Genomic DNA, 23,860 nt, shown 5'->3' with positions numbered 1-23,860 from the left:
GCGGGCGCCGTCACATCAGGCCGATGCTCTTCATCGCAGCCCTGACCGCCATCCGCGGCAAAAATGATCTGGCCGCGGCATACAAGGCATTCCTCAAAGCCGGGAAGCCAAAGCGCCTCGCTCTTGCAGCCATCATGCGAAAGATCATCATCCGCGCAAACGCCCGCATCCGTGACCAAATCGCTCCCAAACCGCAACTGACTTGATGACGGAAGGTTTGCTGTTAACGGCTAAATTCCAACATTTCTGCTTGGAAAGAACGGTTCCCGCTAGAGGAAAAAACATCGCCACCCGTCATTCCTGTGCTTGTCACAGGAATCCATGCCTCAACCTATCCATTCACGACAACGGCGCAAAAGGACACCAAGCGATCCCACCAAAAGAGGAAGCTCTCTAGATGTGAGCTTAGCATTTCCCGCTATTCTAGCCATCTTTTGGTTCGTCGCGTTGACGCTTTACATCCAAATCAGCGTCGCATAGTGGCGATTTCATAAGGAACTCCGCAAGCGTACCCACGCGTACGGTCTTTCGTCGCGCCTCTTTGGGGGAGAGAACAACACTCGGCTTGTCGTTTCGTGGTTGCATTGCTCGCCTCCTGGTCATGGTGCTTATAATGACCATATGGACCATTTAGTCGGGTAAACAAGCCCCTCGATGCCTCACTCCGCCATCGCCGTCTCATACTCCGCCGAAAGCGCCATCCACTTCTCCTCCGCTTGAGCGAGTTCCACCTTCGCCTTGGCGATATCGCGCGTGATTGCGGTGACCTTCGACGCGTCCTGACCATAAAGCTCGGGATCGTCGAGCTGCGCCTGCAGGCCCTCGATCTTCTTGTTCAGCTTCTGCACCAGGGCCTCGGCTTCATTGATCCGTTTCTGCAAGGGCTTCAGTGCTTCCCGCTTCTGCGCGGCGAGGCGGCGTTGGTCGGCCTTGGAGACTTTCGGCCCCTGATTGGCAGATTTCCCGCCGCCACCGCCGGAGCGGCTGTCGGACAGAACCAGCGAGCGGTAATCCTCCAGATCGCCGTCATAGGCCTTCACTTCACCGCCGCGCACCAGCCAGAGCCGGTCCATCGTCGCTTCGATCAGATGCCTGTCGTGGGCGATGAGAATGACCGCGCCATTGAAGCCGTTGAGCGCGTGGACGAGTTCCTCGCGGCTGTCGATATCCAGATGGTTGGTCGGCTCGTCGAGAATCAGCAGGTTCGGCCCGTGGAAGGTCGCGAGCCCCATCAGGAGACGCGCCTTTTCGCCGCCCGAGAGGTCCTTGGCGGGCGTCATCATCTTTTCGGTGGAAAGCCCCATCCGCGCCACGCGCGAACGCACCTTTGCTTCCGGCTGGTCGGGCATCAGCTTGCGCACATGCTCGATGGCGTTGTCATCAGGCACGAGATCGTCGAGTTGGTGCTGCGCGAAAAAGGAGACCTTGAGATTGGGCGAGACGGTCAGCCGCCCCGTTTCGGGCGGCAGCCTGCCGCCCAGCAGCTTGGCGAGCGTCGATTTGCCGTTGCCGTTGGAGCCGAGCAGCGCGATGCGGTCGTCATTGTCGATGCGCAAGGATAGATCGCGCAGCACCGGCTTGCCCGGCGTATAGCCGACATCGGCGCTTTCCAGCGCGATGATGGGTGATGCCGCCTTCTTTTCCGCATCCGGAAAGGTGAAGGGCTGCACATGATCGTCTATATGGGCGGCAATCGGCTTCAGCTTCTGCAACGCCTTCAATCGCGATTGCGCCTGCCGCGCCTTGGAGGCCTTGGCGCGGAAGCGTTCGACAAACGCCTCCATATGCTCGCGCTGCTTCTCCTGCTTGACGCGCTGCTTCTGCTGCAATTCGATCATCTCGGAACGCTGGCGTTCGAACTGGTCGTAGCCGCCGCGCCAGAAGGTGAGCTTCCGCTGGTCGAGATGCATGATCGAGTTGACGGCGGAGTTGAGCAAATCGCGGTCGTGGCTGATGAGGATGACGGTGTGCGGATAGCGCCGCACGTAATCTTCAAGCCAGAGCGTGCCTTCGAGATCGAGATAGTTGGTCGGCTCGTCGAGGAGAAGCAGATCCGGCTCCGAGAAGAGAACGGCGGCAAGCGCCACGCGCATCCGCCAGCCGCCGGAAAAGGACGAGGCTGGGCGCCGTTGCGCCTCTGCGTCAAACCCGAGGCCGGAGAGGATCGCGCCCGCGCGCGCTTCCGCTGAATGCGCGTCGATATCGGCGAGGCGCATGTGGATATCGGCGATGCGGTGCGGGTCGGTCGCGGTCTCGGCTTCTGCAAGCAGCGCCGTGCGCTCTTTGTCCGCCTTCAGCACGATTTCGATCAGCGGTTCCTCGGTCCCCGGCGCTTCCTGCGCCACCTGGCCGATGCGCGTGTTCTTCGGCAGCGAGAAATCGCCGGTCTCCGGCGCGAGATCGCCGGTGATGACGCGGAAGAGGGTGGATTTGCCGGTGCCGTTGCGGCCGACGAAGCCGGTCTTCGATCCCGAAGGCAGCGTCACGCTGGCGTGGTCAATCAAAAGGCGTCCGGCCATGCGCACGGAAATGTCGTTCAATATAAGCATGCCCGCGCTTTTGCACGGGAAACGCCTGTTTCGCAAGATGCGGCGGGGCTGCTTTGTCGGAAAAGCGGCCCTTTCGGTTATCCCTTCAGAAAGAGAAGACGCTCATCGACGCGCCCCGGTGTGACTTCATGAATCTCGGCGCTAACCACCCGCTCCGCCACGAACGGGTCTTCCTGTACCAGCATATCAAGAGCCTCTCGGTCGATATTGTGCGCGAAGATCGCACCGCCCGCGTTCGGCTGGAGGTTACCGGCTAGAAGAAAAATCCCGCTGTCAAAGCCTCTTTTGACCCAGGCATTGTGGCCTTCCATGAATTGGGCCGCCTGTGCGCGGTTGTCGGAAAATCTCAGGAATATAATGAACATCTGCGCTCCGTTTTTGAATTGTAAGAAATTGAGATTTCAGACCGTCCGGATTCGGGCTATGCCTGCGGAACCCCCAGCCGCAATATCCCTCAGCCATTCCTTCATCCCGGAAACCTCCCGCTCGACGAAATCCTGATCCTGAAAGGCATTGAAAAGGGTCGCGACGCCTTGGCTTTGGACAAGAAGATGCATCGCAAGCGCATCCGCGTCGGCTTTCCGGCCAAGCGCGGCGAACTGATCGCGAAGCCATGTTCGAAACAGGGCAAACAGCCCGTTGGCGTCCGCCTGCGCTGCATGGTTCAGCTTCGCAAGCTCGCTGGTCAGCGTGCCGATCGGGCATCCATACCGTTTGATCTTTTCGCCATTGACGATGAGGATGTCGATGAAGCGGCTGATCCGTTCCTCCGGGGTCTTGCCGTCGATTTCCCACCGGTCGAGCATCGCCCGCCGATCCGCCAGGCGCTTCTGGATCACCGCGTCCAGAATGTCGTCCTTGGTTTTGAAATGGTGATAGAAATTGCCGCGCGAAATCTTCACGACATCGGCGATGTCCGCAAAGGACGTGTGCTCATATCCCCTGCGATAGAACAGATCATCCGCTACGCCGACAATCTCCTCGCGTGTCGCCCGATTTGCCATGTTGGTGCTGCTTCTCTAGGTCAGTTGTCCTAAAGTAATTTTTAGGTCAATTGTCCTAGTCTGTCAACGTCCCCTGTCGCGCCACAGGCCCTTGGCAAGGGAGCAGCGCGCCGCTATAGGAGCCGCACCTTCCCTCAATAAGAAGACAAAGGTTTCCGATATGGCGATTGAACGCACTTTTTCGATGATCAAGCCCGATGCAACGAAGCGCAACCTGACTGGTGCGATTACCAAGATGCTCGAAGACGCAGGCCTGCGCGTTGTCGCTTCCAGGCGCGTATGGATGAGCCGCCGCGAGGCCGAGGGCTTCTACGCCGTCCATAAGGAACGCCCCTTCTTCGGCGAGCTGGTCGAGACCATGATCTCCGGCCCGACGGTCGTCCAGGTTCTGGAAGGCGAGAACGCCATCCTGAAAAACCGCGAAATCATGGGCGCCACCAACCCCGCCAATGCCGACGAAGGCACGATCCGCAAGACCTTCGCGCTCTCCATCGGCGAAAATTCGGTCCACGGCTCGGACGCCCCTGAAACCGCCGCCGAGGAAATCGCCTACTGGTTCTCCGGCACGGAAATCGTCGGCTGATTTTTCAAGTCGCTTGAAATGCCAAGCCCGCCGGAAACGGCGGGCTTGGATTTTTTTACCAGACCCTGCCACTCCAGCCGGGCTCATTAGACAATTCGTCAAAAATGGCGTCGGCTGAAACCAGAACGAGCTTTTTATCGAGTGCCGTGGCGCCTAAAATCCGATCAAAGGGATCGCGGTGCGCCCAATCCAGCGTAGCGGCGGTTAGCGCAATCGCCGGAGACAATTCGGCAACCCGTCCGCCTTGTTCATCGATCAGCCCGACCAGCCGGTCAAGCAGCGGTTTCATTTCCGGCCATTTGCCGAGACGCACTTTTTGACCGATTTCGAACAGGCTGATAGGGCTGATATAGACATTTTCAGCGCCCTCGATGATATCAGTTGCTTTGGCTGACAGACGACCATCCCCGCTCATGGCCCATGCCCAGGTATGGGTATCCAGCAGAATATGCTTCACTCGGACCCTTCCCAAAGCGCAAGGTCAGCCTCGTCCATCGGCTCGAAGAAATCGGGAGAGGTCCCGGCAAGCTCATCTTTCAAAACGCCGATGATAAATCCTGTTTGCGGGATTGGAATGATCTTTGCCACAGGACGTTTGCCTTTGGCGATTACGACCTCTTCCCCGCCTATTGCCGCCTCGATCAATTTGGAAAGATTTGTTTTGGCTGCATGGATTGTGACTTGCATGCCAGTCTCCTAATTAGCTAACTTAGCCATATTAGTGAATTCCGGCTTCTTTTTCCACAAAATTCTAAAAAATACGCATCAACCATTCTGCGTCAGCCGCAAAATCTCTTTTCCCTTGTCGTCGAGCAGCAAGAGCTTCCCCATATCGACCTTGTAAGCCCTCGTCTTGCCCAGTGCGTCGAAGAACTTGCTTTCCTGGTTCATCAGCGCCGGCGGGCATTGCAGATAGGTGGAGCCGACCTCGGCAAACGAAAGCGTGTCGGCGGAAAATGACGCCTTGGTGAAATAGCGGTTGCAGCCGCTCGAGCCGTTCACTTCGCCACCGTCGCCGATGGTCAGCGTTGTCTGCGCATTGTCGATCACGCCAGCGCCGAAAATATCCTCCACGAGCCAGTTGGAACCTCCGATGGGACTGTCTGGCGCCGCCTCGGCATCCTTTCGCACCACGACGACATCGATGTTGACCGGCTCTTGCAATTGCATCGGATCGACTCGGTATTGCTGGTCATTGACGAACCAGAGCGTATCCCCTGCGGCGATGCGCGCTTGCAGCACATAGGTATGGCCGGGCAGGAGGTCGTCGCTGTCAAAATCGAGCGAGAACGGAATGCGCCCGCGATCGATATGGGAAACCCGCGTCTCGGCCACAATTTTCGCACCCGCGTCGGCCAGCGAAATATCCGCCAGTTGTACATGCAGATTGGCCTCCGGCGGCAGCGCGACCTGCTTTTCATAAGACACCGCGCCACGGATGGTCTTTTCCGCCGCAATGCCTGAGGTCGGAAGCGAAGTCGTCACGAACAGGGTGAAACCGGCAAGCGCGGCGACCCCCGCCACCGCTGCTCCCATCATCGAAATCTTACTCGCCCGAAAGCGCCGCATGTCGTTTCCCGCAATTATTATTGTTTTTGAGTATCTCTCGAATCTCATTGCAAAAGAGGCCGATTCTCCACTCTCATGGATGTGAAATGTTCGTGTGCAAATTGTGACATTGCAAGTTTTTGGGCAAGGTTTCAGGCAAGTTTTTGGTAGCGCTTTGCCAGTTTTTTCAAGTTGCATTGCCTGGCTTGATCGCATCCCATCGCAATTGCGCGCCTTCGTCGCTTGCCTTGGGTTCCACCCAGCCTGCCGGCTGCCCATTGCGGGCATGCTCTTTCTTCCAGAAAGGCGCGCGGGTTTTCAGGAAGTCCATGAGAAACGAGGCTGCCTCGAATGCCGCCTGGCGATGCGCGGAGGTGGTGATGACGAGGACGATATTCTCCCCGGGCAGGATTTTTCCATGACGGTGGATGATACGCAAGGCGAGAAGCGGCCAGCGTTCGAGCGCCGCACCGGCGATGCGCTCTATCTCCATTTCCGCCATGCCGGGGTAATGCTCCAGTTCCAGCGCGGCCAGCGTTTCGCCTTCATCGCGGCATAAACCGCTGAATGTCACCACCGCGCCGATATCGGTCCGGCCCGCTGTCAGCGCTGTAATTTCACGTGCTAAGTCGAAATCATCGCGCTGAACGCTGATATGCGGGATGACCGGAGCGCTCATCTCACCCCCCTGTCATCGGCGGAAAGAGCGCGATTTCCCGCGCCCCCGCAATGGCTGTGTCATGCGCCACATGTTCCTGATTGATAGCGACGCGGATGACTTCAGGATATTGCAGCGCCGCCTCGTATTCCTCGCCGCGCGTTCTAAGATGGTCGAGAAGATCGCCCACTGTATGCACATTTGCAGGGAGTTCGATTTCCTCGTGATCCCTGCCGATGCGCTCGCGCACCCATGCGAAATAGACAAGCTTCGTCATTATTACCTCACGCATGATCTTGTCCAAAAAGCCTGCAACTTTTTGGGATCATGCTCTAATCAACCACATGTTTCAGCCCGGCGCGGAAATAATCCCAGCCGGTGTAGAGTGTGACGAGCGCGGAGATCCATAAGAGTCCGATGCCGACCTCTGTCGTGTATGGGAAAAACTGGTCGCCCGCATGGCCGGCGAGCAGGAAGCCGACGGCAACCATCTGCATGGTGGTCTTCCATTTCGCCAGCGTACTGACCGGTACGCTGACTTTCAGCTCCGCCAGATATTCGCGCAGACCCGAAACGAGGATCTCGCGGCACAGGATGATGATCGCCGCCCATAGCGACCAACCGGCGATCGTGCGGTCGGCGGCGAGCAGCAGGAGGCAGGCGGAAACGAGCAGCTTGTCGGCGATCGGATCGAGCATTCGGCCGATTGTGGAGGTCTGCTTCCAAATCCGCGCCAGATAGCCATCGAAGAAATCCGTTATGCTGGCAGCGGCGAAAATGCCGAGCGCCCACCAGCGCGCGGCGTCGCTGGATTTGAGGCTGCCTTCGACGAAAAAGCACAAAACCACCAGCGGGACGGCAATAATGCGCCCATAGGTGAGGATATTGGGTAACGACAGGGCATTTTTCCGCATTTCGGCAGGTCTCCAGCCGCATGATCCGAGTGAAATCATGCGGCATTCATGAATGTAGGGACACATCAACAGCGATGTGAACAAAAAATCAACACTTAGCTCCGACGCCTGAGGGCGTATTTGGGTTTAGATCGTCCTATTGTGTGCAGATCATTGTGATTCATGGAAATGATCGCGTATCGCGCGCGCCATGGCCTCCGAAATCCCTTCCACCCGCATCAAATCCTCCACCGCGGCGCGGGAAACCGCTTTTGCCGTGCCGAACTGGTGCAGGAGCGCCCGCTTGCGCGCCGGGCCAATGCCGGAGATTTCGTCAAGCGGGTTCTTGACCATCTCCTTTTTGCGCCGGGCGCGATGCGTGCCGATGGCGAAGCGGTGCGCCTCATCGCGCAGCCGCTGGATGAAATAGAGCACCGGATCGCGCGGGGGCAGCATGAAGGCCGGCTTGCCCTCGACGAAGAAGCGCTCCCGCCCTGCGTCGCGGTCCACGCCCTTGGCGATGCCGATGGAGGTCACGAGATGGCCGATGCCCAGCTCGCCCAAAATGCCGCGCACCGCGCCGACCTGTCCCTGGCCGCCATCGATGAAGATCAGGTCCGGCCACGCGGGGAAGCCTTCGCCTGCGATATCGATGTCCTCGACATCTGATGTCTCGACTACCTTTTGCTCTTCCGGCAGGCCGTGTTCCTTCACCAGCCGGGCGAAGCGCCGCTCAATCACCTCGCGCATCATGCCGAAATCGTCACCAGGCGTTATGTCCTCAGACCGGATGTTGAACTTGCGGTACTGGTTTTTGACGAACCCCTCCGGTCCGGCGACGATCATGCCGCCGACGGCATTGGTGCCCATGATGTGCGAGTTGTCGTAAACCTCGATGCGGCGCGGCACGCTTGGAAGGCCGAATGTCTCGGCAAGCCCCTTGAGCAGCCGCGCCTGCGATGAGGTCTCCGCCAGCCGCCGTCCCAGCGCTTCGCGCGCATTGGTGAGCGCATGATCGACCAGCGATTTCTTCTCGCCACGCTGCGGCGCGTTGACCTGAACCCTGTGCCCCGCCCGCGTCGAAAGCGCCTCGGCCAAAAGTTCCTGATCTTCGACTGTTTCGGAGATGAGCACGAGCTTGGGGCAGGGCTTGTCATCATAGAACTGCGACAGGAACGCCCCCAGCACTTCCGCGCCGGAAAGCGACGGATCCGCCTTCGGGAAATAGGCGCGGTTGCCCCAGTTCTGTCCGGTGCGGAAGAAGAACACCTGAATGCAGGTCATGCCGCCTTCCAGATGAATGGCGAAGACGTCGGCCTCCTCCACCGTCTGCGGGTTGATGCCCTGATGGCTCTGCACATGTGACAGCGCGGCAAGGCGGTCGCGATAAACCGCGGCGCGCTCGAAATCGAGATCGGCGGACGCCTCTCGCATCGCCTCGGAAAGGTGCTGTTTCACCGCCTGGCTCTTGCCCGATAGGAACGCCTTCGCCTCGCCGACCAGCCCGGCATAATCTTCATCGCTGACTTCGCGCGTGCACGGCCCGGAACAGCGCTTGATCTGATAAAGCAGGCAGGGACGGGTCCGAACTTCGAACACCGAATCCGTGCAGGTGCGCAGGAGAAAGGCGCGCTGCAGCGCGTTGATGGTGCGATCCACCGCGCCGGCGGAGGCGAACGGGCCGAAATAGTCGCCCTTGCGCGAGCGCGCGCCGCGATGCTTGAAGATGCCCGGCGCGCGGTGATCCCCGGTCATCAGGATGTAGGGAAATGATTTGTCGTCGCGCATCAGCACGTTGAAACGCGGCCGCAGGCGCTTGATGAGGTTTGCTTCGAGCAGCAGCGCCTCGGTTTCCGTGCGGGTGACGACGAACTCCATCGTCGCCGTCTCGCGGATCATCCGCGCAATGCGGTTTGTGTGGCCGCCAAGCCGCGCATAGTTCGAGACGCGCTTCTTCAGGCTGCGCGCTTTGCCGACATAGAGCACGTCGCGGTCCTGATTGAACATGCGGTAGACGCCGGGCTTGTTGGGCAGCCGCTTGACGAAGGCGTTGATGATATCCGAGCCGGAAAGTCCGGCCAGCGCCTCGCCGGCTTCCTCCAGCGCCGAATCCCATTGGATGGCGTCGGCGAGGCCCGCTCGAGCCTCTCCGCCTGCGTCTTCCAAAGGATCGGGCGCCTCGCTCTCTGTTTCCGTCTCGCCGATCAGGAAGCCGGCAATATCCTCCTGCCCGCTGCCCGGCTTATGTCCGCCGCTCATTCCGAAATTCCCAAGATGTCCGGTGTCTCCCACGCCAGATGCTGACCGCCGTCAAGCGCGATCATCTGGCCGGTCACTGATTTCATCTCCCATAGATAGCGAATCGTAAGGCCGAATTCAGACAGGGCAGGCCCTTGCCGCAACGGAATTGCATCCACTTGCCTTTGGAAGTCCCGCCGGTCCTGCCTTTCACTCGGCAATGTCGGGCCGGGACCGATGGCATTGACGCGGATACGGGGCGCGAGCGCCTGCGCCAGCGTGCGGGTGGCACTCCAGAGCGCGGTCTTTGAAAGCGTATAGGAGAAGAATTGCGGATTGGTCTTCCAGACGCGCTGGTCGATGATATTGACGATCAGCCCGTCCTGGCCCTCGGGAAGCGCCGCCGCCATGCTTTCCGCCAGAAACACCGGCGCCTTGAGATGCAGGGCGAAATGCCTTTCCCAGATATCCTCAGCAAGATTGCCCACATGATCTTCCACGAAAACCGAGGCATTGTTGATGAGAAGCCGGACAGGACCGAGCACGGACTGAGCCTTGGCCGTAAGGCCGCGAACGGCGGCCGGGTCCCCAAGGTCTGCCTGGATCACCGCGGCTCGCCCGCCCTTGGCCTTGATCATTTCCACCAAAGCCTCGCCTTCCGTCATCGAGCCGTTGCAATGAATCGCTACGGCAAAGCCATGCGCCGCCAGATCCTCGACGATGGCCTTTCCGATTCGCTTTGCCCCGCCGGTGACGAGTGCCACGACGGAAGGGGTGGAAGCGGCTGAAATTCTGGAGATCACGGTAAACGAATCCTTAGCTGCCTTGTTCGTCCAAATTTGTGCCATCACGCGTCGCAAATTGGGAGCCTGGAATCCCCTTGGGTCTGGCATTCACCCAGGGAATGCTGACAAAATCGCGGCTATGAGGGGGTAAAGGCGCATTTCGCATAGCCACGCCCGGCATTGCCCCTGACGTATATAGTAGCTTTTTAGCATGTTGCCATATTGCAACATCTCATTTCCGCCATTTTTCAGACAGGTTCTTTCCACGGATTGGCACATGTCGCGCCGCATTTGACCACGATCTTGACCCTCGTCACAACGCAGTTTCAGCGGAGGTCCCCACCTCTCTTCCCAAGCATTGGAACGCGTCCGATTAGTAAAAATAAGTAAGGAGAATGCGCATGCGCACTCTTAAGACCCTCGCTCTCGCCACGGCTGCGCTGCTGCCGCTTTCTTTCTCCGCCATGGCTGCTGATGCGATCATGGAACAGCCGCCGGAACCCGCTGCTCCCGTTGAAGCCGCACCCCAGTATACCTGGGCTGGCGGTTACACCGGTCTTTACGGTGGATACGGCTGGGGCAAGTTCGGCGCCAATGGCGGTGACCTGAAGGACAATGCCGCCAAGGCTGGCGGTTATGCCGGCTGGAATTTCCAGAACGGCAACATCGTCTACGGTGCTGAAGGCGATGCCGGCTACTCCTGGCTGAAGGAAGAAAAGAACGGTCTCGAAGCCAAGCAGGGCTTCGAAGGTTCGCTCCGCGCTCGCCTTGGTTATGCCGTGGATCCGGCTCTTCTCTACGTAACGGGCGGTGTCGCCGGTTCGCAGGTCGAGCTTGACGATGGCGTCGACAGCGAGAAGAAGTTCCGCGCCGGCTGGACCGTCGGTGCAGGCGCCGAAGCCTTCATCACGCAGAACATCGTTGGCCGCGTCGAATATCGCTACAGCGATTTCGGCAAGAAGGACTACGATCTTGGCGCCAGCACGGTCGAGTCCGAGCTGAAGACCCACGACGTCCGTCTCGGCGTTGGCTACAAGTTCTAATTCTGAGCATGATCCCAAAAAGTTGCAGACTTTTTGGATAAGATCATGCGTCTTAAAAGAATTGAACACGAAAAAGCCGGGCGGCAACGCCCGGCTTTTTTGTTGCGTTATATAAGGGAAATGTCCGTTGGCTTGTGTCTATCCGGGGAATTTACTATATGTAGTCACAGGTAACCTCAATGGAGGATTTCGGCAGTGAAGCAGATCAACTTGAGAGAAGCCAAGGCCACTTTGTCTGCGATCCTCGATGACGTCGAGCATGGCGAGGTCACAACCATCACACGGCATGGTAAGGCCGTAGCGATGGTGATCCCCTTTGAACAAGGTAAGAAGTTATACCCAGACAGGCCTAATTTCATAGAGTATCTCATGTCGGGTCCCGGCTTTCCCGAAGGTTTCGAGATGGATCGTAACATGTCCCCGAGCCGGGATATTGATCTATGAATGGGTATCTTATGGATACAAACATTATCTCTGCGCTTATGCCGGGAAAACCGCCGCTCCCACCACATACAGCGGAATGGATGCGCGCGCATGAAAGTCAGATGTACATTCCATCCCTTGCCATACACGAGATTCGTAGGGGTATTTCTAAACTGAACAGGGCAGGCGGGCATGAACGTGCCGAACGCTTCCTGGCGTGGTTGAACGGTATTATTGAAATATATAGAGATAAAATTCTTGTCATTGATTTCACCGTCGCCCTGGTTGCAGGCGAGATGGAGGATAAGGCGATTGCAGAGGGCCGCAATCCTGGCTTGGCAGATGTGCTGATAGCGGCAACCGCGAAAACGCACTCCTTGACATTGCTGACGGCGAATATACGGCATTTCCATCCGCTTGGGGTGACATGCTTCAACCCAAGCGAAGATATATCCTGAAATTCCGAGGGGAATTAATTTCCCAATAAGGGAGGTTTACCTCGGCAGCAGCGCCGCCAGTTCCGGGTGCAGCTCCCCGTACCGCTTGAGCCAGCGCTTCAGTTTGGGCCGGCCCTTTTCCCATTGTCCCTCGAAGCGCAAGGCGAGATAGCCGAGCGTCGCCGCCAGCGCGATATGCCCCCCATTGAGCTTTGTGCTGAGGCGAGGCGGAGCCGCCTCAAGAACATCGAGCGCACGCACGACCTTGCCCCATTGCCGGTCGAGCCAGGGCTGGTGAACGATCTCCGCCGGGCGAAAGCGGCGCTCATAGACATGGGCGAGCAGGGCGTCGGCGATACCGTCCGCCAGCGCTTCGAGCCTTTCGGCCTCGAGCCGCTTTTCGGCGTTGCGCGGGAAAAGCTTGTTGCCGGACTCGCGGTTCAGATATTGCGTGATGACCCGGCTATCGAAAACGGTCTTGCCGTCGTCCGTGATCAGCGTCGGTATCTTGCCCAGCGGATTCGCGGAAATAAGCACTTCCGGCTCCTCAGCGGTGTTAACGGCCACCGCCTCGACGGGAATGCCTGCATAATGCGCCGCCATCAGCACCTTGGCACTATAGGGCGAGCCGGAAGTATAAAGAACTTTGGTCATTTTTATCCAAGACTCCTGTAAAAACTCTATTCAACTGGCGGCATGGTAACGGAGCGCCGGCGGCAGGCTTTAGCATCAACCTCTCCGCAATTGCGGAATTTGAGATCTTTCGTCATGCAGATGCGCACATCCTCCAGATAGCCATCCTGGCAAGTGACGGCGATGCCACCTGCCGGGATGCGGGGATTGGCGGCGATGAAGGCGTTTTCCACCTGCATCGGATCGACCGCGCGGCTCTGAGCAGAGTTGCGAAAGCTCACCGGGATATTCACCATTTCATAGGCGCGGCGCACCGCAGCGAAATAATCGGCTTGGGAAAGACCCGTGCAGCTGCCGTGCTTGCGCCATTCATGCCCCATCAGCCCTCCCGAGGGCATGATATCGCGCATCTGCGAAACCAGATCGCGCGGCACATAGCTTTTGCCGGTTGGACAATCCGCCGGATAGCCATTCTCGTGCTGCGGCCAAAGCCCATGGGCAATGAACGCGTAAGGCCGTTCGGACCCGCATTGCTGCCGGTCGCGCGACCCTTCCGTCGCGCAATAGCTGGGCGACCAGGAAAGCGAAAGCACGTAGAAATCGAAATCCTGGGCGCCTGCCGGTTCCGTCTCATCATTGCCGGCGGAAGAACGCGCATTGCTGCGCTCAGAACGGAAATTTGCTCCGCTGTCCTGGCGGGAGAAATTCCCTCCACCGTTTTGGGGGAGGGGCTTCGGCCCATCGTTAAGTAGAGAATAGAGAAACCATGCGATTGCGGCCAGAACCGCCAGCGTTAGAAAACTTTTTCCCTGCATTCTCTACATACCGCCCGTTCGGCCTAACGCAAAATGCGACAACGGCCGTCATATACGTTCCAGCGGTCGAAGCCCGCGACGCAAAACTCGACATTGTCGCCAAACGAGGCGAAGCCTTGACCTTCCTCGATAAGATACCACACCCGCCGTTGTTCGCCGTCGGAGAGAACCGCCGTCGCGTCGCAATAGTGCCGAGTGATCGCGGATGGCAATTCGCCCGCCTCATAGCGCTTTTGCTGGACGTTGCTGAATGCCGAAATTCCGACCGTTGGCAGATTGGGGACATGAGTGACTTGGTAGCCGAAGCGCGAAACGATCGATTTCAACACACGCTGGTCCGCGCATATACCGCCGGAATCGGCGGACCCGTCGGGCGCATTGGCCAGAAAATCGGCTGCCTGGGCCGGCAGCGAAGAAATGCTGCCGGCGGAAACTACGCTTGCAACGGCAAGTGCTGCAGAGGCAAGCATATGGCTGAGTTTTTCGAAGCGCTTCATTATTTTAGGTCCCTCGCCTATAATGTATTTGCGCAATGTCCGCTACCGCCTGGTTTCAGTCAAGCTAAACCCGCTCGCTGCGTATCCAGTCTATTATGAAGGATCCGCCTTTTGCTTCGCTAAGCATTTCTGCGAGGCATGGAAGCAACAGTTTCATCTCACTCTCCAGTGTATAGGGCGGGTTGACGATGATCATGCCGTTGCCGTCGAGCCGGGGTTCGGGCGAGGGCGGACGGATCGCCAGCTCCAGCCTCAATATTTTAGGTATTTCCGTCTCACGTAGCCTTGCTATGAAGCGATTGACTTCCTGCCGGTCCTTTACCGGATACCACAGTGCATAGGTTCCGCCGGGAAAGCGCTTGTGTGCTTTGACCAAGCCATCGACCAGCCGGTCGAATTCGCCTGTAATCTCGAATGGCGGATCGACAAGCACGAGGCCGCGCTTTTCCTTCGGCGGCAGATGCGCGCCAAGCGCCAGCCAGCCGTCGAGATGGATGACGCGCACCTGATGATCCCCGGCGAAGAGATTGGCGAGCGACCGGGCATCGTCGGGATGCAGTTCGATCGCCGATAGCCGGTCCTGCTTGCGCATCAGCCTGCGCGCCAGAAGCGGCGAGCCGGGATAGTGTTTCAACCCAGCTTCGACATTTTCCGAACGGATGATGTCGAGATAGGGCGCGAGAAGATCGGCCACATCAGGCGGAATCGAAGTGCTATCTAGAAGACGCCAGATCCCTGCTTTCCATTCGGCGGTCTTGCCTGCCTCGGTTCCAGTCAGATCGTAACGACCGATGCCGGCATGGGTATCGATCACCCGAAACGCCTGCTCCTTGCGCTTCAGATATTCGATGATGCGGGTGAACACGACGTGCTTGAACACATCGGCAAAATTCCCGGCATGATAGGCGTGGCGATAATTCATGGCGGTGGAGATTTCATGCCCGGGCAAGAACTGCAAGGCTTTTCAGCGCGGCGCAACATCCCATGGATTGAGAACCGCCACGCCGGTGGGCTGAAAATCGCTGACGTTGCGGGTTGCGATTGTCATGCCATGGACGAGAGCAGTCGCGGCGATGAGCGCGTCACGGTCGCTACGCTTGTCTGGCACATGCAGCCGGGCACAGCATTTTGCCACTGCGATATCGATAGGCAATGTCCGCTCGGAAAACTCCGGCAATACATGCTGTTCCAGCCAGGATCGCAACATAGCCCCTTGCACCGCGTCTCGCCGCTCTGTGAGCAGGACGCCTACCTCCAGTTCCATGATGGTAATGGTCGATACGAAAAGCTCGCTGGCATTGATGCTTTTCGACCATGCCGTAACATTGGGGTGCGCGTTGCCGCGCTGGGCCTTGCGCAATTCCGACACCACATTGGTATCGAGGATGTACATCACGAGAAATCAGCCGGTTTAATCCGAATGTCGAGCCGCGGGGGCTCAAATTCGATATCTTCGAGCCCAGGCATCGCCAGAGCATCGACGATATTGCGGCGCTGCTTGGTTAGCTTCTGATACTCCTCGATGCTCAAAAGCACATGCGAGGGCTTGCCGCGGTCGGTGATGAACACCGGCCCCTGCTTCGCCGCCTTTTTCGCGCGGGTAACGTCCTGATTCAGTTCGCGACTGGATATGGTCATAATGGACATGGGCATATCTCCTCATAAGAAATATGTAGTAATGTTACTATTTTTGCAAGTAGGCGACCACCGGGTCAGCAAAATTCCAGCTAGGCGCCTCGTCTGCCGCCATTCCTCGACCGTGCCGCTGCTGTTAGGCTGTAACAAGAATAGATGCACTCCTGATTCTGGTTGCTTTCCCTATGTCCGGTACAGTCGTTCTCATCGTCCTTTTCGGCGCTTTTCTTCATGCGAGCTGGAATGCCGTCGTTAAATCGAGTGGCGATAAATTCCTGAATGCCGTCATCGTGGTCGGCGCGGCTGGTCTCATCGCCGCCGTGGCTCTGCCTTTTCTGCCCGCGCCGGACCGTTCGAGCTGGTCGTATCTCGCCACGTCGATGGTGCTGCAGGTGATTTATCTCTGCCTCGTGGCTGCTGCATATAAGAGCGGCGATATGAGCCAGGCCTATCCGATCATGCGGGGCACGCCGCCGCTGCTGGTGGCGCTCGTAAGCGGTCCGCTGATCGGCGAGGTGTTGCCGTTTGCGCGCTGGGTCGGCATCGGCTTCATCTCAGGCGGTGTGCTGGCGCTTGCCTTCGAAGCGCGGCGGCGCGCGGCCATCGGCAGCGGGCGCACGACCATGCTCGCCCTCGTCAACGCCATGTTCATCGCCGCCTACACGCTGGTGGATGGGATCGGCGTACGCAAATCCGGCGCCCCCGCTGCCTATACGATGTGGGTGTTTGTTCTGAACGCCTTGCCGCTGGTCATCTGGACGCTTGCCATGCACCGCGACCGGATATTGCCGCATCTGCGCGGACGCCTGCATCTGGCGTTCATCGGCGGCGTGGGAACGCTCGGCTCCTATGGTCTGGCGCTATGGGCCATGACCATGGCGCCCATAGCAGTCGTTTCAGCGCTGCGCGAAACCTCCATCTTGTTCGCGATCGTTATTTCGGCGATTTTCCTGAAAGAGCGCATCGGCTTTCAACGCATTGTCGCAGCGGTGCTGATCGTCATAGGGGTCGTCATCATTCGTCTAAGTTGATATGGATAGGCCATGAACAAGCACGTCTCGCATATCGGGCATTCCGCCTGCCCGCACGATTGTCCCTCCACCTGCGCGCTCGATGTGGAGGTGCTGGATGCAAGCACCATCGGGCGCGTACGCGGGGCCAAGGACAACAGCTATACCGATGGCGTCATCTGCGCCAAGGTCGCGCGCTATGCGGAGCGCATTCACCATCCAGACCGCCTGTTGAAGCCGCTCATCCGTGCCGGAGCGAAGGGTGAGGGGGCATGGAAGGAAGCTTCATGGGAAGCAGCGTTGGATCTGGTGGCCGAGCGCTTCCTCAAGGCCGAGGCTGAATTCGGCTCGCAGAGCATCTGGCCCAATTATTACGCCGGCACCATGGGCCTCGTGCAGCGCGATTCGATTCATCGCCTGCGGCACGCCAAGAAATATTCAAACCAGTTCGACTCGTTCTGCACCAATATGGCCTGGACCGGCTTCTTCGCTGGTACCGGCAGCCTCTCCGGCGTCGATCCGCGCGAGATGGCGAAGGCTGATTGCGTGGTGATCTGGGGCACCAATGCGGCGGCCACGCAGGTCAATGTCATGACCCACGCGGTAAAAGCCCGCAAGGAGCGTGGCGCAAAGATCGTCGCCATCGACGTCTATGAGAACGCCACAGTGCGCCAGGCCGATATGGGAATCGTGCTGAAGCCCGGCACCGACGGCGCCTTCGCCTGCGCCGTCATGCATGTGCTTTTCCGTGATGGCATGGCCGATTGGGATTATCTCAACGCCCATACCGATGATCCCAAAGGGCTGGAGCGCCATCTGCAAAGCCGTACACCGGAATGGGCCTCCGCCATATCAGGCGTTCCCGTGGGGGAGATCGAGGCTTTCGCCCGGCTGGTCGGCACCACCAAGCGGACCTTCTTCCGGCTAGGCTACGGCTTCACGCGTCAGCGCAACGGCGCGGTAAACATGCACGCCGCGCTCTCCATCCCTGCCGTTACGGGCGCGTGGCTGCATGAAGGCGGCGGCGCGTTCCATTCCAATGCCGGCATTTTCCGCATGGATAAGTCGGAAATCGAAGGCAAGTCCTTCAAGGACCCCGACATCCGCTATCTCGACCAGTCGAAGATTGGCCGTATCTTGACCGGCGACGCGGAAGCGTTGAATGGCGGGCCGACCGTCATGGCGATGCTGGTCCAGAACACCAATCCGGCCAATGTCGCGCCGGAACAGCGGCTCGTCCGCAAGGGTATGCTGCGCGAGGATCTGTTCATGGTCGTCCACGAGCAGTTCATGACCGATACGGCGAGGCTTGCCGATGTGGTGCTGCCGGCGACCATGTTCCTCGAACATGACGATATCTATCGCGGCGGCGGCCAGCAGCATATCGTGCTGGGGCCGAAGCTGGTCGACGCGGCGGGCGAGGCGCGGCCCAACCTCTTCGTTCTCAACGAACTGGCCAACCGCCTCGGCGTCGGCCATCTGCCGAGCTTCGGCCTCGATGAAAGAACGCTGATCGACAACATGCTGCGCGCCAGCGGCCTGCCCGGTTTCGACGAGTTGAAGGAGCGCCGCTGGCTCGACATGCAGCCGGATTTCGACAGCGCCCATTATTTGAAGGGTTTCAACTGGCCGGACCGCAAATTCCGCTTCAAGCCTGATTGGACCGGCAGCCCGTCACCCAACAAGCCGCCGCGCTCCATGGGGCCGCAGGGACCGCATACCGATTTGCCGGAATTTCCGGACCATTGGCAGGCGATCGAGGTCGCGGACGAGGAGCACCCCTTCCGCCTCGCCACATCGCCCGCGCATAATTTCCTGAACTCCAGCTTCTCCATGACGCCAACCTCCCTCGCCAAGGAGATCCGCCCGCAATTGCTGATCCATACGCAAGACGCGGTTGAGTTGGGCATCGCCAATGGCGACCGGGTGGAAATCGGCAATCAGCGCGGCGAACTGGTGCTGCACGCCAAGGTGCAGGACAGCCAGCGCCGGGGCGTGGTGATTTCCGAGGGCCTATTCCCCAATTCCACCTTCGAACGCGGCGAGGGCATCAACATCCTCACCGGCGCCGACGCCGCCGCCCCCTATGGCGGCGCGGCGTTTCATGACACGAAGGTGTGGGTGCGGAGGGCTGGGTAAGGCAGCGGCAACGCGGCACGCGGGGAAAAATCAGATCGGATCGCTCGGGCTTGCCGTGCGTAGATCGTGTTCATGCGGGTCTTCGCCGCGCTCGCGCAATTCGGAGAACGCGGCGCGCAAGGTTTCCCGGCGTCGGGAATCTGTTGCATCTTCGACAAGATGGCGCATGGCCGGGCTGGAGGGATCACGCGCGGTTTCGATAGATGCCGCAATCATGCGGGCCTTCGTGATCACCGAAAAATCAACATCATGACCGTATGGGCGTCCGAGTTCCGCGATGAAAGCCTCTTGGGCGCGCCCGTTTCCATCCCGAAATGGATGAACGTAATTGAGTTCGGCGAGCACTTGCCCGGCAATCTGTGCAAACTGAGCTGGCGTGGAACCGCGTAGCACGTCCGCGTCGCGAATGGGCCGCAGGGCCTCGTCCAGGCCCATTTCGAGGCGACTGCCGGGCAGGAAGAACGTGCCGCCCTTGGAGATGCTACCGATCTTCTCCGCTCGCTGGCCGTCGATGAATGGATGCTCATTGCGAGCGAAACCGGCCCATTCGTAAATATCCTGAAAAATGTGGTGATGAATCGCTTTCAAGTGCGCCTTGTCGAAAGATCCGGTCGGGCCCAGGCCCTCAGCGATTTCTGTCATCCGGATATGGGCCATGGCATATTCGGCGGGGCGTAGCTCGGAGTGCCGGGTCAAACCGAACCGGTTCCTTAAAACGCCGGTGCGGTCCGGATCGCCGGGGACATCAGGATAAGTATACGATCCCGTCGGCTCCACGCCCGCCATATGGTCTACCTATAAAAAAGCCGCCCGCGAATGCGAACGGCTGGTTTGACTTATTCTGTCAAACATCATGTAGGCTTGAAGCGCGCCTGCATTTGCTTGCGAAATTCATCGATCGTGATTTCGCCCGCGACGTAACGCGCATTTGCCGCCTCGAGAACCGGATCGTGCTTATATCCTTGCCGGATGTTGGCGGCTCGAGCTTGTTCCGTCGCTTTCTGCCGCTTTGCGATGGCGGCAGGCGAACGGTCAGGACGGCGCGCATGGACATTCATCGGCATAACTCCATAGACGTTTCATATAACATGAAACGTTTGGATTTTCAAAATTTCTGCCATTGCGCGGCTGGATGCCAAGCTTGTCGTCAAAGGTAATGCTATCCGATGTTTGGCGAAAGCAGGAAAGCCGTTTCGGTTCCTTCCGGACCCTGAAACCGCGCCTCTCCTCCCACCATCGCCACTTTCCCTTCCGCCACCAGTTTGAGCGCCAGCGGATAGAGCTTGTGCTCTACCTTCAGAACTCGCGCCGAAAGCGTCTCCTCCGTGTCATCCGCCTTCACCGGCACCACGCCCTGCGCAATGATCGGGCCGCCGTCCATTTCGGCGGTGACGAAATGCACAGTGCAGCCGTGAACGCGCATGCCGGATTCGAGTGCGCGGGCATGGCTGTCGAGGCCCTTGAAGAGCGGGAGCAGGGAAGGGTGGATGTTGATCATCCGGCCTTCCCATTGGCCGACGAAATCCGCCGACATCAGCCGCATATAGCCCGCAAGGCAGATCACATCCGGCGCGATGCGGGCGAGCTCGGCATTGAGAGCCTCCTCATGCGCAGCGCGGGAAGGATAGTCTTTCTGCGGCACCGCGATGGCCTCGATGCCGTGGCTTCTCGCCACGTCGAGTCCCGCCGCATCCGGCTTGTTTGAAAGCACGGCGATGATTTCAGCGGGGTAGGCCGGGTCCTTGCAGGCCTCGATCAGCGCGGTCATGTTCGACCCGCGCCCGGAGATGAGCACTGCGACGCGCTTCTTCATCATAGCGCCAGCGTACCGCGATAGACGACGCCCGCATCATCGCGCGGAATCATCCGGCCCAGCGTCACCACCTTCTCGCCTTCCGCCGCAAGGACGCTCATAACATCGTCCGCGTGCTCCGGCGCGACGACGGCGATCATGCCGATGCCGCAATTGAAGGTGCGCAGCATCTCCGTCCACGCCACGCCGCCCGTCCTGGCGAGCCAGGAGAATACAGGCGGCACGTCGATGGTTGAAAGGTCGATTTCCGCCGCAAGCCCGGAAGGAAGCACGCGCGGGATATTGTCGGGAAAGCCGCCGCCGGTGATATGCGCCAGCGCCTTGATGCCGTCACCGGCGCGGATCGCCTTGAGTAGCGGCTTCACATAGATGCGCGTCGGCGTCAGCAGCGCTTCACCAAGCGTCTTGCCGGGCGCGAATGGCGCATCGGCATCCCAGCCAAGGCCGGAGAGTTCGACGATGCGGCGCACCAGCGAGAAGCCGTTGGAATGCACGCCAGATGACGACAGTCCGAGGATGACGTCCCCTTCTGCGATATCGCCCGCCGGAAGCAGCCGGTTGCGCTCCGCAGCGCCGACCGCGAAGCCGGCGAGATCATAATCGCCATCGCGGTACATGCCCGGCATCTCCGCCGTCTCGCCGCCGATCAGCGCCGCGCCGGCTTGACGGCAACCCTCGGCGATACCGGCAACGATCGCTGCGCCTTGATCCGGATCGAGCTTGCCGGTAGCGAAATAATCGAGGAAGAACAGCGGTTCCGCGCCCTGCACCACCAGATCGTTGACGCACATGGCCACGAGATCGATGCCGACGGTGTCATGCTTGCCCGCGTCGATGGCGATTTTCAGCTTGGTACCGACGCCGTCATTCGCCGCGACCAAGACCGGGTCGGTGAAACCCGCCGCCTTCAGGTCGAAAAGGCCGCCGAAGCCGCCGATCTCCCCATCCGCGCCGGGGCGGCGCGTGGAGCGCACGAGTGGCTTGATCTTCTCGACCATCAGATTTCCGGCATCGATATCGACGCCCGCTTCCGCATAGGTCAAACCGTTCTTGCCTTCGCCAGTCATCGATACGCCTCGATAAATTATATATTGCCGTACGTTTTGTACTCGCGCGGGGAAATGGCACGAGTTCGCCCGCCCCGCAAGGCCGATATGGCCGCATAGGCCAGAAAAGCGGGCAAAAAGGGCCCAATCCCCGCCTTTACATAAGAGAAACGCGGGTGGTGCTAATAGTTCACTTGACCGTGACTCAGACACCAGCCTATCTCAATCGCATGGCGCAAACCGACGGTATCAGACCTATGGCGAAAATAGCGGTGAAGACCAAGCCTGAAACTGACATCCATGTCGATGTGCAGGTGAATACCTTGGCCAATGTGCGCCGCCAGGCTTTGTTCTGGCTGGGCGCGATGGTGGTGTTTGCGCTGTTGTTATGGATATTCAGCCCAATCTTGCTGCCTTTCGTGGCGGGAATGGCGCTTGCCTATTTCCTTGATCCCGTCGCCGACCGGCTTGAACGGCTGGGGATGTCGCGGCTGGCTGCGACGGCGGTGATCCTCTTTGTCTTTCTGATCGTGCTGGTTCTGGCGATCATGGTCATCGTGCCGGTGCTGGCGACGCAGTTGAACGATTTCATCGCCCGCTTGCCCGGCTATATCACGCAGCTTCAGGCGTTCCTCGCCGAACGGAATTCGCCGTGGCTGCAAGAATTCATCGGCGCCGACAATTCCGTTATCCAGAAAAATCTGAGCACGCTTCTGCAGCAGGGCACAGGCTTTCTCACCACACTTGTCCAGTCGCTGTGGAATTCCGGCAAGACGCTGGTCGATATCGCGGCGCTTTTCGTCGTTACGCCCGTCGTCGCCTTCTATATGCTGCTCGACTGGGACCGCATGATCAATCACATCGATTCCTGGATACCGCGCGATCATCTTGAAACCGTGCGCGAACTGGCCCGTGAAATGGATGCGGCAATTGCCGGCTTCATTCGCGGGCAGGGCACCCTCTGCATCATCTTAGGCACCATCTATGCGCTTGGCCTTACCATCGTTGGCCTGAATTTCGGCCTCCTGATCGGTTTTTTCGCAGGCGTCATCAGCTTCATTCCTTATGTCGGTTCACTGGTGGGGCTGGTGCTGGCGCTGGGCGTCGCGCTGGTACAGTACGGGCCGGACTGGATCATGATCGGTTCCGTTGCCATCGTCTTCCTCATCGGTCAGTTCATCGAGGGCAACATATTGCAGCCGAAGCTGGTCGGCTCGTCGGTCGGCCTGCACCCGGTATGGCTGATGTTCGCCCTGTTCGCCTTCGGCTCGCTGCTCGGTTTCACCGGCATGTTGATCGCCGTACCGGCGGCGGCGGCGGTTGGCGTGCTGGTGCGCTTTGCGCTTGGCCGCTATCTGAATTCGCCGCTCTACCGCAGTCGCGACAAGGATAAAGCATGACGATCACGCTGCCCCGTCAACTGCCGTTGGCGCTCGGCCATGAGCCGGGCTATGGCCGGGAAGACTTGATCGTCGCGGGATCGAATCGCGCGGCTGTCAACATCATCGACCGATGGCCGAATTGGCTTTCACCCGTAACCGTGCTTGCCGGGCCGGCGGGCTCCGGCAAGACGCATCTGGCGGCAATCTGGAAAGCTGCATCAAATGCCGTGATCCTCGATCAGACCGATATCGGTCCGGATGCCATCGGCAAGGCAACGGCAGGTCCGGTGCTGATCGACGATATCGGCGCCGCGCCTTTCGATGAAACCGGCCTTTTCCATCTCATCAATGCGGTGCGCCAGGCAGGCACATCATTGCTCATGACCTCGCGTCACCGCCCGGCGAACTGGCCGCTGACGCTGCCGGATCTGGCATCGCGCCTGAAGGCGGCCACGGTGGTGGAGATATCGGAGCCGGACGACGAGCTTCTGTCGGCTGTCATCTACAAACTCTTCGCCGACCGGCAGGTGGTCGTGGAGCCGCCGCTTGTCGGCTACCTCGTCAGCCGCATCGAACGCTCGCTCTCCACCGCCAATAGCGTTGTTGACCGGCTAGACCGGGCAGCGCTTGAGCAGAAGTGCCGTATCACAAGGCCGCTTGCAGCCAGTGTGCTGGCGAGCGAGATAAATAGTGATCAGTGAGCGGTGAACAAGGTAGTATCTGCTCACT

The 23,860-nt window shown here is 59.2% G+C and carries 28 protein-coding genes and 3 pseudogenes; 9 read left to right on the top strand and 22 right to left on the bottom strand.

What is annotated here, in order from left to right:
• A pseudogene (locus C7477_RS13160) lies at positions 1-206 on the top strand (IS110 family transposase); the annotation flags it as partial.
• A 217-nt stretch (positions 207-423) separates the two neighbouring features.
• Here the strand turns inward: C7477_RS13160 and C7477_RS19220 are convergent.
• From C7477_RS19220 to C7477_RS13140, 4 genes and pseudogenes are all read right to left on the bottom strand, one after another.
• Positions 424-576 (bottom strand): annotated as a pseudogene (locus C7477_RS19220) (prevent-host-death protein); the annotation flags it as partial.
• Positions 577-659: 83 nt separating this feature from the next.
• Positions 660-2,549, bottom strand: coding sequence for an ABC-F family ATP-binding cassette domain-containing protein (locus C7477_RS13150; protein WP_110752845.1), 1,890 nt, complete (start codon positions 2,547-2,549; stop codon positions 660-662).
• Positions 2,550-2,626: 77 nt separating this feature from the next.
• Positions 2,627-2,914: a YciI family protein gene (locus tag C7477_RS13145; protein WP_110752843.1), complete on the bottom strand. Its 288-nt coding sequence runs from the start codon at positions 2,912-2,914 to the stop codon at positions 2,627-2,629.
• A 36-nt stretch (positions 2,915-2,950) separates the two neighbouring features.
• Complete coding sequence (locus C7477_RS13140) at positions 2,951-3,553, bottom strand: TetR/AcrR family transcriptional regulator (RefSeq protein WP_110752841.1); 603 nt, start codon at positions 3,551-3,553, stop codon at positions 2,951-2,953.
• A gap of 160 nt (positions 3,554-3,713) precedes the next feature.
• Here C7477_RS13140 and ndk point away from each other — a divergent pair, with 160 nt between their 5' ends.
• Complete coding sequence (gene ndk / locus C7477_RS13135) at positions 3,714-4,136, top strand: nucleoside-diphosphate kinase (protein ID WP_110752839.1); 423 nt, start codon at positions 3,714-3,716, stop codon at positions 4,134-4,136.
• A gap of 55 nt (positions 4,137-4,191) precedes the next feature.
• Here the strand turns inward: ndk and C7477_RS13130 are convergent, their stop codons facing one another.
• From C7477_RS13130 to C7477_RS13095, 8 genes are all read right to left on the bottom strand, one after another.
• Positions 4,192-4,593 (bottom strand): type II toxin-antitoxin system VapC family toxin, encoded by a 402-nt coding sequence (locus C7477_RS13130; RefSeq protein ID WP_110752837.1) that lies wholly within the window; start codon positions 4,591-4,593, stop codon positions 4,192-4,194.
• Positions 4,590-4,823 (bottom strand): type II toxin-antitoxin system Phd/YefM family antitoxin, encoded by a 234-nt coding sequence (locus C7477_RS13125; RefSeq protein WP_110752835.1) that lies wholly within the window; start codon positions 4,821-4,823, stop codon positions 4,590-4,592. The genes C7477_RS13130 and C7477_RS13125 overlap by 4 nt, the downstream gene beginning before the upstream one ends.
• 78 nt (positions 4,824-4,901) lie before the next feature.
• Positions 4,902-5,705 (bottom strand): META domain-containing protein, encoded by an 804-nt coding sequence (locus tag C7477_RS13120; RefSeq protein WP_110752833.1) that lies wholly within the window; start codon positions 5,703-5,705, stop codon positions 4,902-4,904.
• 166 nt (positions 5,706-5,871) lie between these two features.
• Positions 5,872-6,363 (bottom strand): molybdenum cofactor biosynthesis protein MoaE, encoded by a 492-nt coding sequence (locus C7477_RS13115; protein WP_110752831.1) that lies wholly within the window; start codon positions 6,361-6,363, stop codon positions 5,872-5,874.
• A 1-nt stretch (position 6,364) separates the two neighbouring features.
• Entirely contained in the window at positions 6,365-6,619 is a 255-nt protein-coding gene (gene moaD, locus C7477_RS13110) for a molybdopterin converting factor subunit 1 (RefSeq protein ID WP_110752859.1), read from the bottom strand.
• Between the two features lie 55 nt (positions 6,620-6,674).
• Positions 6,675-7,256: a CDP-diacylglycerol--glycerol-3-phosphate 3-phosphatidyltransferase gene (gene pgsA, locus C7477_RS13105; RefSeq protein ID WP_110752829.1), complete on the bottom strand. Its 582-nt coding sequence runs from the start codon at positions 7,254-7,256 to the stop codon at positions 6,675-6,677.
• A gap of 150 nt (positions 7,257-7,406) precedes the next feature.
• Positions 7,407-9,494, bottom strand: a complete 2,088-nt coding sequence (gene uvrC, locus C7477_RS13100) for an excinuclease ABC subunit UvrC (RefSeq protein WP_110752827.1) — start codon at positions 9,492-9,494, stop codon at positions 7,407-7,409.
• On the bottom strand, positions 9,491-10,321 hold the full coding sequence (locus C7477_RS13095) for an SDR family oxidoreductase (protein ID WP_110752825.1): 831 nt from the start codon (positions 10,319-10,321) through the stop codon (positions 9,491-9,493). The genes uvrC and C7477_RS13095 overlap by 4 nt, the downstream gene beginning before the upstream one ends.
• Positions 10,322-10,659: 338 nt before the next feature.
• Between C7477_RS13095 and C7477_RS13090 the strand changes: the two genes are divergently transcribed.
• From C7477_RS13090 to C7477_RS13080, 3 genes are all read left to right on the top strand, one after another.
• Positions 10,660-11,301: an outer membrane protein gene (locus tag C7477_RS13090; protein ID WP_110752823.1), complete on the top strand. Its 642-nt coding sequence runs from the start codon at positions 10,660-10,662 to the stop codon at positions 11,299-11,301.
• Positions 11,302-11,496: 195 nt separating this feature from the next.
• Positions 11,497-11,745, top strand: a complete 249-nt coding sequence (locus C7477_RS13085; RefSeq protein WP_110752821.1) for a type II toxin-antitoxin system Phd/YefM family antitoxin — start codon at positions 11,497-11,499, stop codon at positions 11,743-11,745.
• 11 nt (positions 11,746-11,756) lie between these two features.
• On the top strand, positions 11,757-12,182 hold the full coding sequence (locus C7477_RS13080) for a type II toxin-antitoxin system VapC family toxin (RefSeq protein ID WP_110752819.1): 426 nt from the start codon (positions 11,757-11,759) through the stop codon (positions 12,180-12,182).
• A gap of 36 nt (positions 12,183-12,218) precedes the next feature.
• Here the strand turns inward: C7477_RS13080 and C7477_RS13075 are convergent, their stop codons facing one another.
• The 6 genes from C7477_RS13075 to C7477_RS13050 form a co-directional block, all read right to left on the bottom strand.
• Positions 12,219-12,815 (bottom strand): glutathione S-transferase family protein, encoded by a 597-nt coding sequence (locus C7477_RS13075; RefSeq protein ID WP_110752817.1) that lies wholly within the window; start codon positions 12,813-12,815, stop codon positions 12,219-12,221.
• Between the two features lie 26 nt (positions 12,816-12,841).
• Positions 12,842-13,609, bottom strand: coding sequence for a ribonuclease T2 family protein (locus C7477_RS13070; RefSeq protein WP_110752815.1), 768 nt, complete (start codon positions 13,607-13,609; stop codon positions 12,842-12,844).
• A gap of 23 nt (positions 13,610-13,632) precedes the next feature.
• A complete protein-coding gene (locus C7477_RS13065) occupies positions 13,633-14,106 on the bottom strand; it encodes a phage portal protein (RefSeq protein WP_110752813.1) in 474 nt (157 codons plus the stop codon).
• A gap of 64 nt (positions 14,107-14,170) precedes the next feature.
• Positions 14,171-15,028 carry a 23S rRNA (adenine(2030)-N(6))-methyltransferase RlmJ gene (locus C7477_RS13060; RefSeq protein ID WP_110752810.1) on the bottom strand — a complete coding sequence of 286 codons (858 nt, stop codon included), beginning with the start codon at positions 15,026-15,028 and terminating at the stop codon, positions 14,171-14,173.
• Between the two features lie 42 nt (positions 15,029-15,070).
• Complete coding sequence (locus C7477_RS13055) at positions 15,071-15,502, bottom strand: type II toxin-antitoxin system VapC family toxin (RefSeq protein ID WP_210206149.1); 432 nt, start codon at positions 15,500-15,502, stop codon at positions 15,071-15,073.
• The gene (locus tag C7477_RS13050) at positions 15,499-15,753 is read right to left on the bottom strand and encodes a type II toxin-antitoxin system Phd/YefM family antitoxin (RefSeq protein ID WP_110752806.1); all 255 of its coding nucleotides are present in this window, start codon (positions 15,751-15,753) and stop codon (positions 15,499-15,501) included. The genes C7477_RS13055 and C7477_RS13050 overlap by 4 nt, the downstream gene beginning before the upstream one ends.
• Before the next feature lie 173 nt (positions 15,754-15,926).
• Between C7477_RS13050 and C7477_RS13045 the strand changes: the two genes are divergently transcribed.
• Positions 15,927-16,772: a DMT family transporter gene (locus tag C7477_RS13045; protein WP_110752804.1), complete on the top strand. Its 846-nt coding sequence runs from the start codon at positions 15,927-15,929 to the stop codon at positions 16,770-16,772.
• A 12-nt stretch (positions 16,773-16,784) separates the two neighbouring features.
• Entirely contained in the window at positions 16,785-18,890 is a 2,106-nt protein-coding gene (locus C7477_RS13040) for a molybdopterin oxidoreductase family protein (RefSeq protein ID WP_110752802.1), read from the top strand.
• A gap of 33 nt (positions 18,891-18,923) precedes the next feature.
• Here C7477_RS13040 and C7477_RS13035 read toward each other — a convergent pair.
• The 4 genes and pseudogenes from C7477_RS13035 to purM all read right to left on the bottom strand — a co-directional run.
• Positions 18,924-19,676, bottom strand: a pseudogene (locus tag C7477_RS13035) (Fic/DOC family protein); the annotation flags it as partial.
• 65 nt (positions 19,677-19,741) lie between these two features.
• Positions 19,742-19,948: an antitoxin VbhA family protein gene (locus tag C7477_RS13030; RefSeq protein ID WP_110752857.1), complete on the bottom strand. Its 207-nt coding sequence runs from the start codon at positions 19,946-19,948 to the stop codon at positions 19,742-19,744.
• A 101-nt stretch (positions 19,949-20,049) separates the two neighbouring features.
• Positions 20,050-20,706 carry a phosphoribosylglycinamide formyltransferase gene (gene purN, locus C7477_RS13025; RefSeq protein WP_110752799.1) on the bottom strand — a complete coding sequence of 219 codons (657 nt, stop codon included), beginning with the start codon at positions 20,704-20,706 and terminating at the stop codon, positions 20,050-20,052.
• Positions 20,703-21,770 (bottom strand): phosphoribosylformylglycinamidine cyclo-ligase, encoded by a 1,068-nt coding sequence (gene purM, locus C7477_RS13020; protein WP_110752797.1) that lies wholly within the window; start codon positions 21,768-21,770, stop codon positions 20,703-20,705. Before purM ends, purN begins: the two co-directional genes overlap by 4 nt.
• A gap of 236 nt (positions 21,771-22,006) precedes the next feature.
• On the opposite strand from purM, the gene C7477_RS13015 reads away from it, so the two are divergent.
• Positions 22,007-23,149 (top strand): AI-2E family transporter, encoded by a 1,143-nt coding sequence (locus C7477_RS13015; protein WP_110752795.1) that lies wholly within the window; start codon positions 22,007-22,009, stop codon positions 23,147-23,149.
• Positions 23,146-23,832, top strand: coding sequence for a DnaA regulatory inactivator HdaA (gene hdaA / locus C7477_RS13010; protein ID WP_110752793.1), 687 nt, complete (start codon positions 23,146-23,148; stop codon positions 23,830-23,832). The genes C7477_RS13015 and hdaA overlap by 4 nt, the downstream gene beginning before the upstream one ends.
• Positions 23,833-23,860: the final 28 nt, after the last annotated feature.

Source organism: Paramesorhizobium leguminum, from assembly GCF_003217235.1.
Classification (GTDB): domain Bacteria; phylum Pseudomonadota; class Alphaproteobacteria; order Rhizobiales; family Rhizobiaceae; genus Paramesorhizobium; species Paramesorhizobium leguminum.
This window is presented reverse-complemented; position numbering and strand designations above follow the sequence as displayed.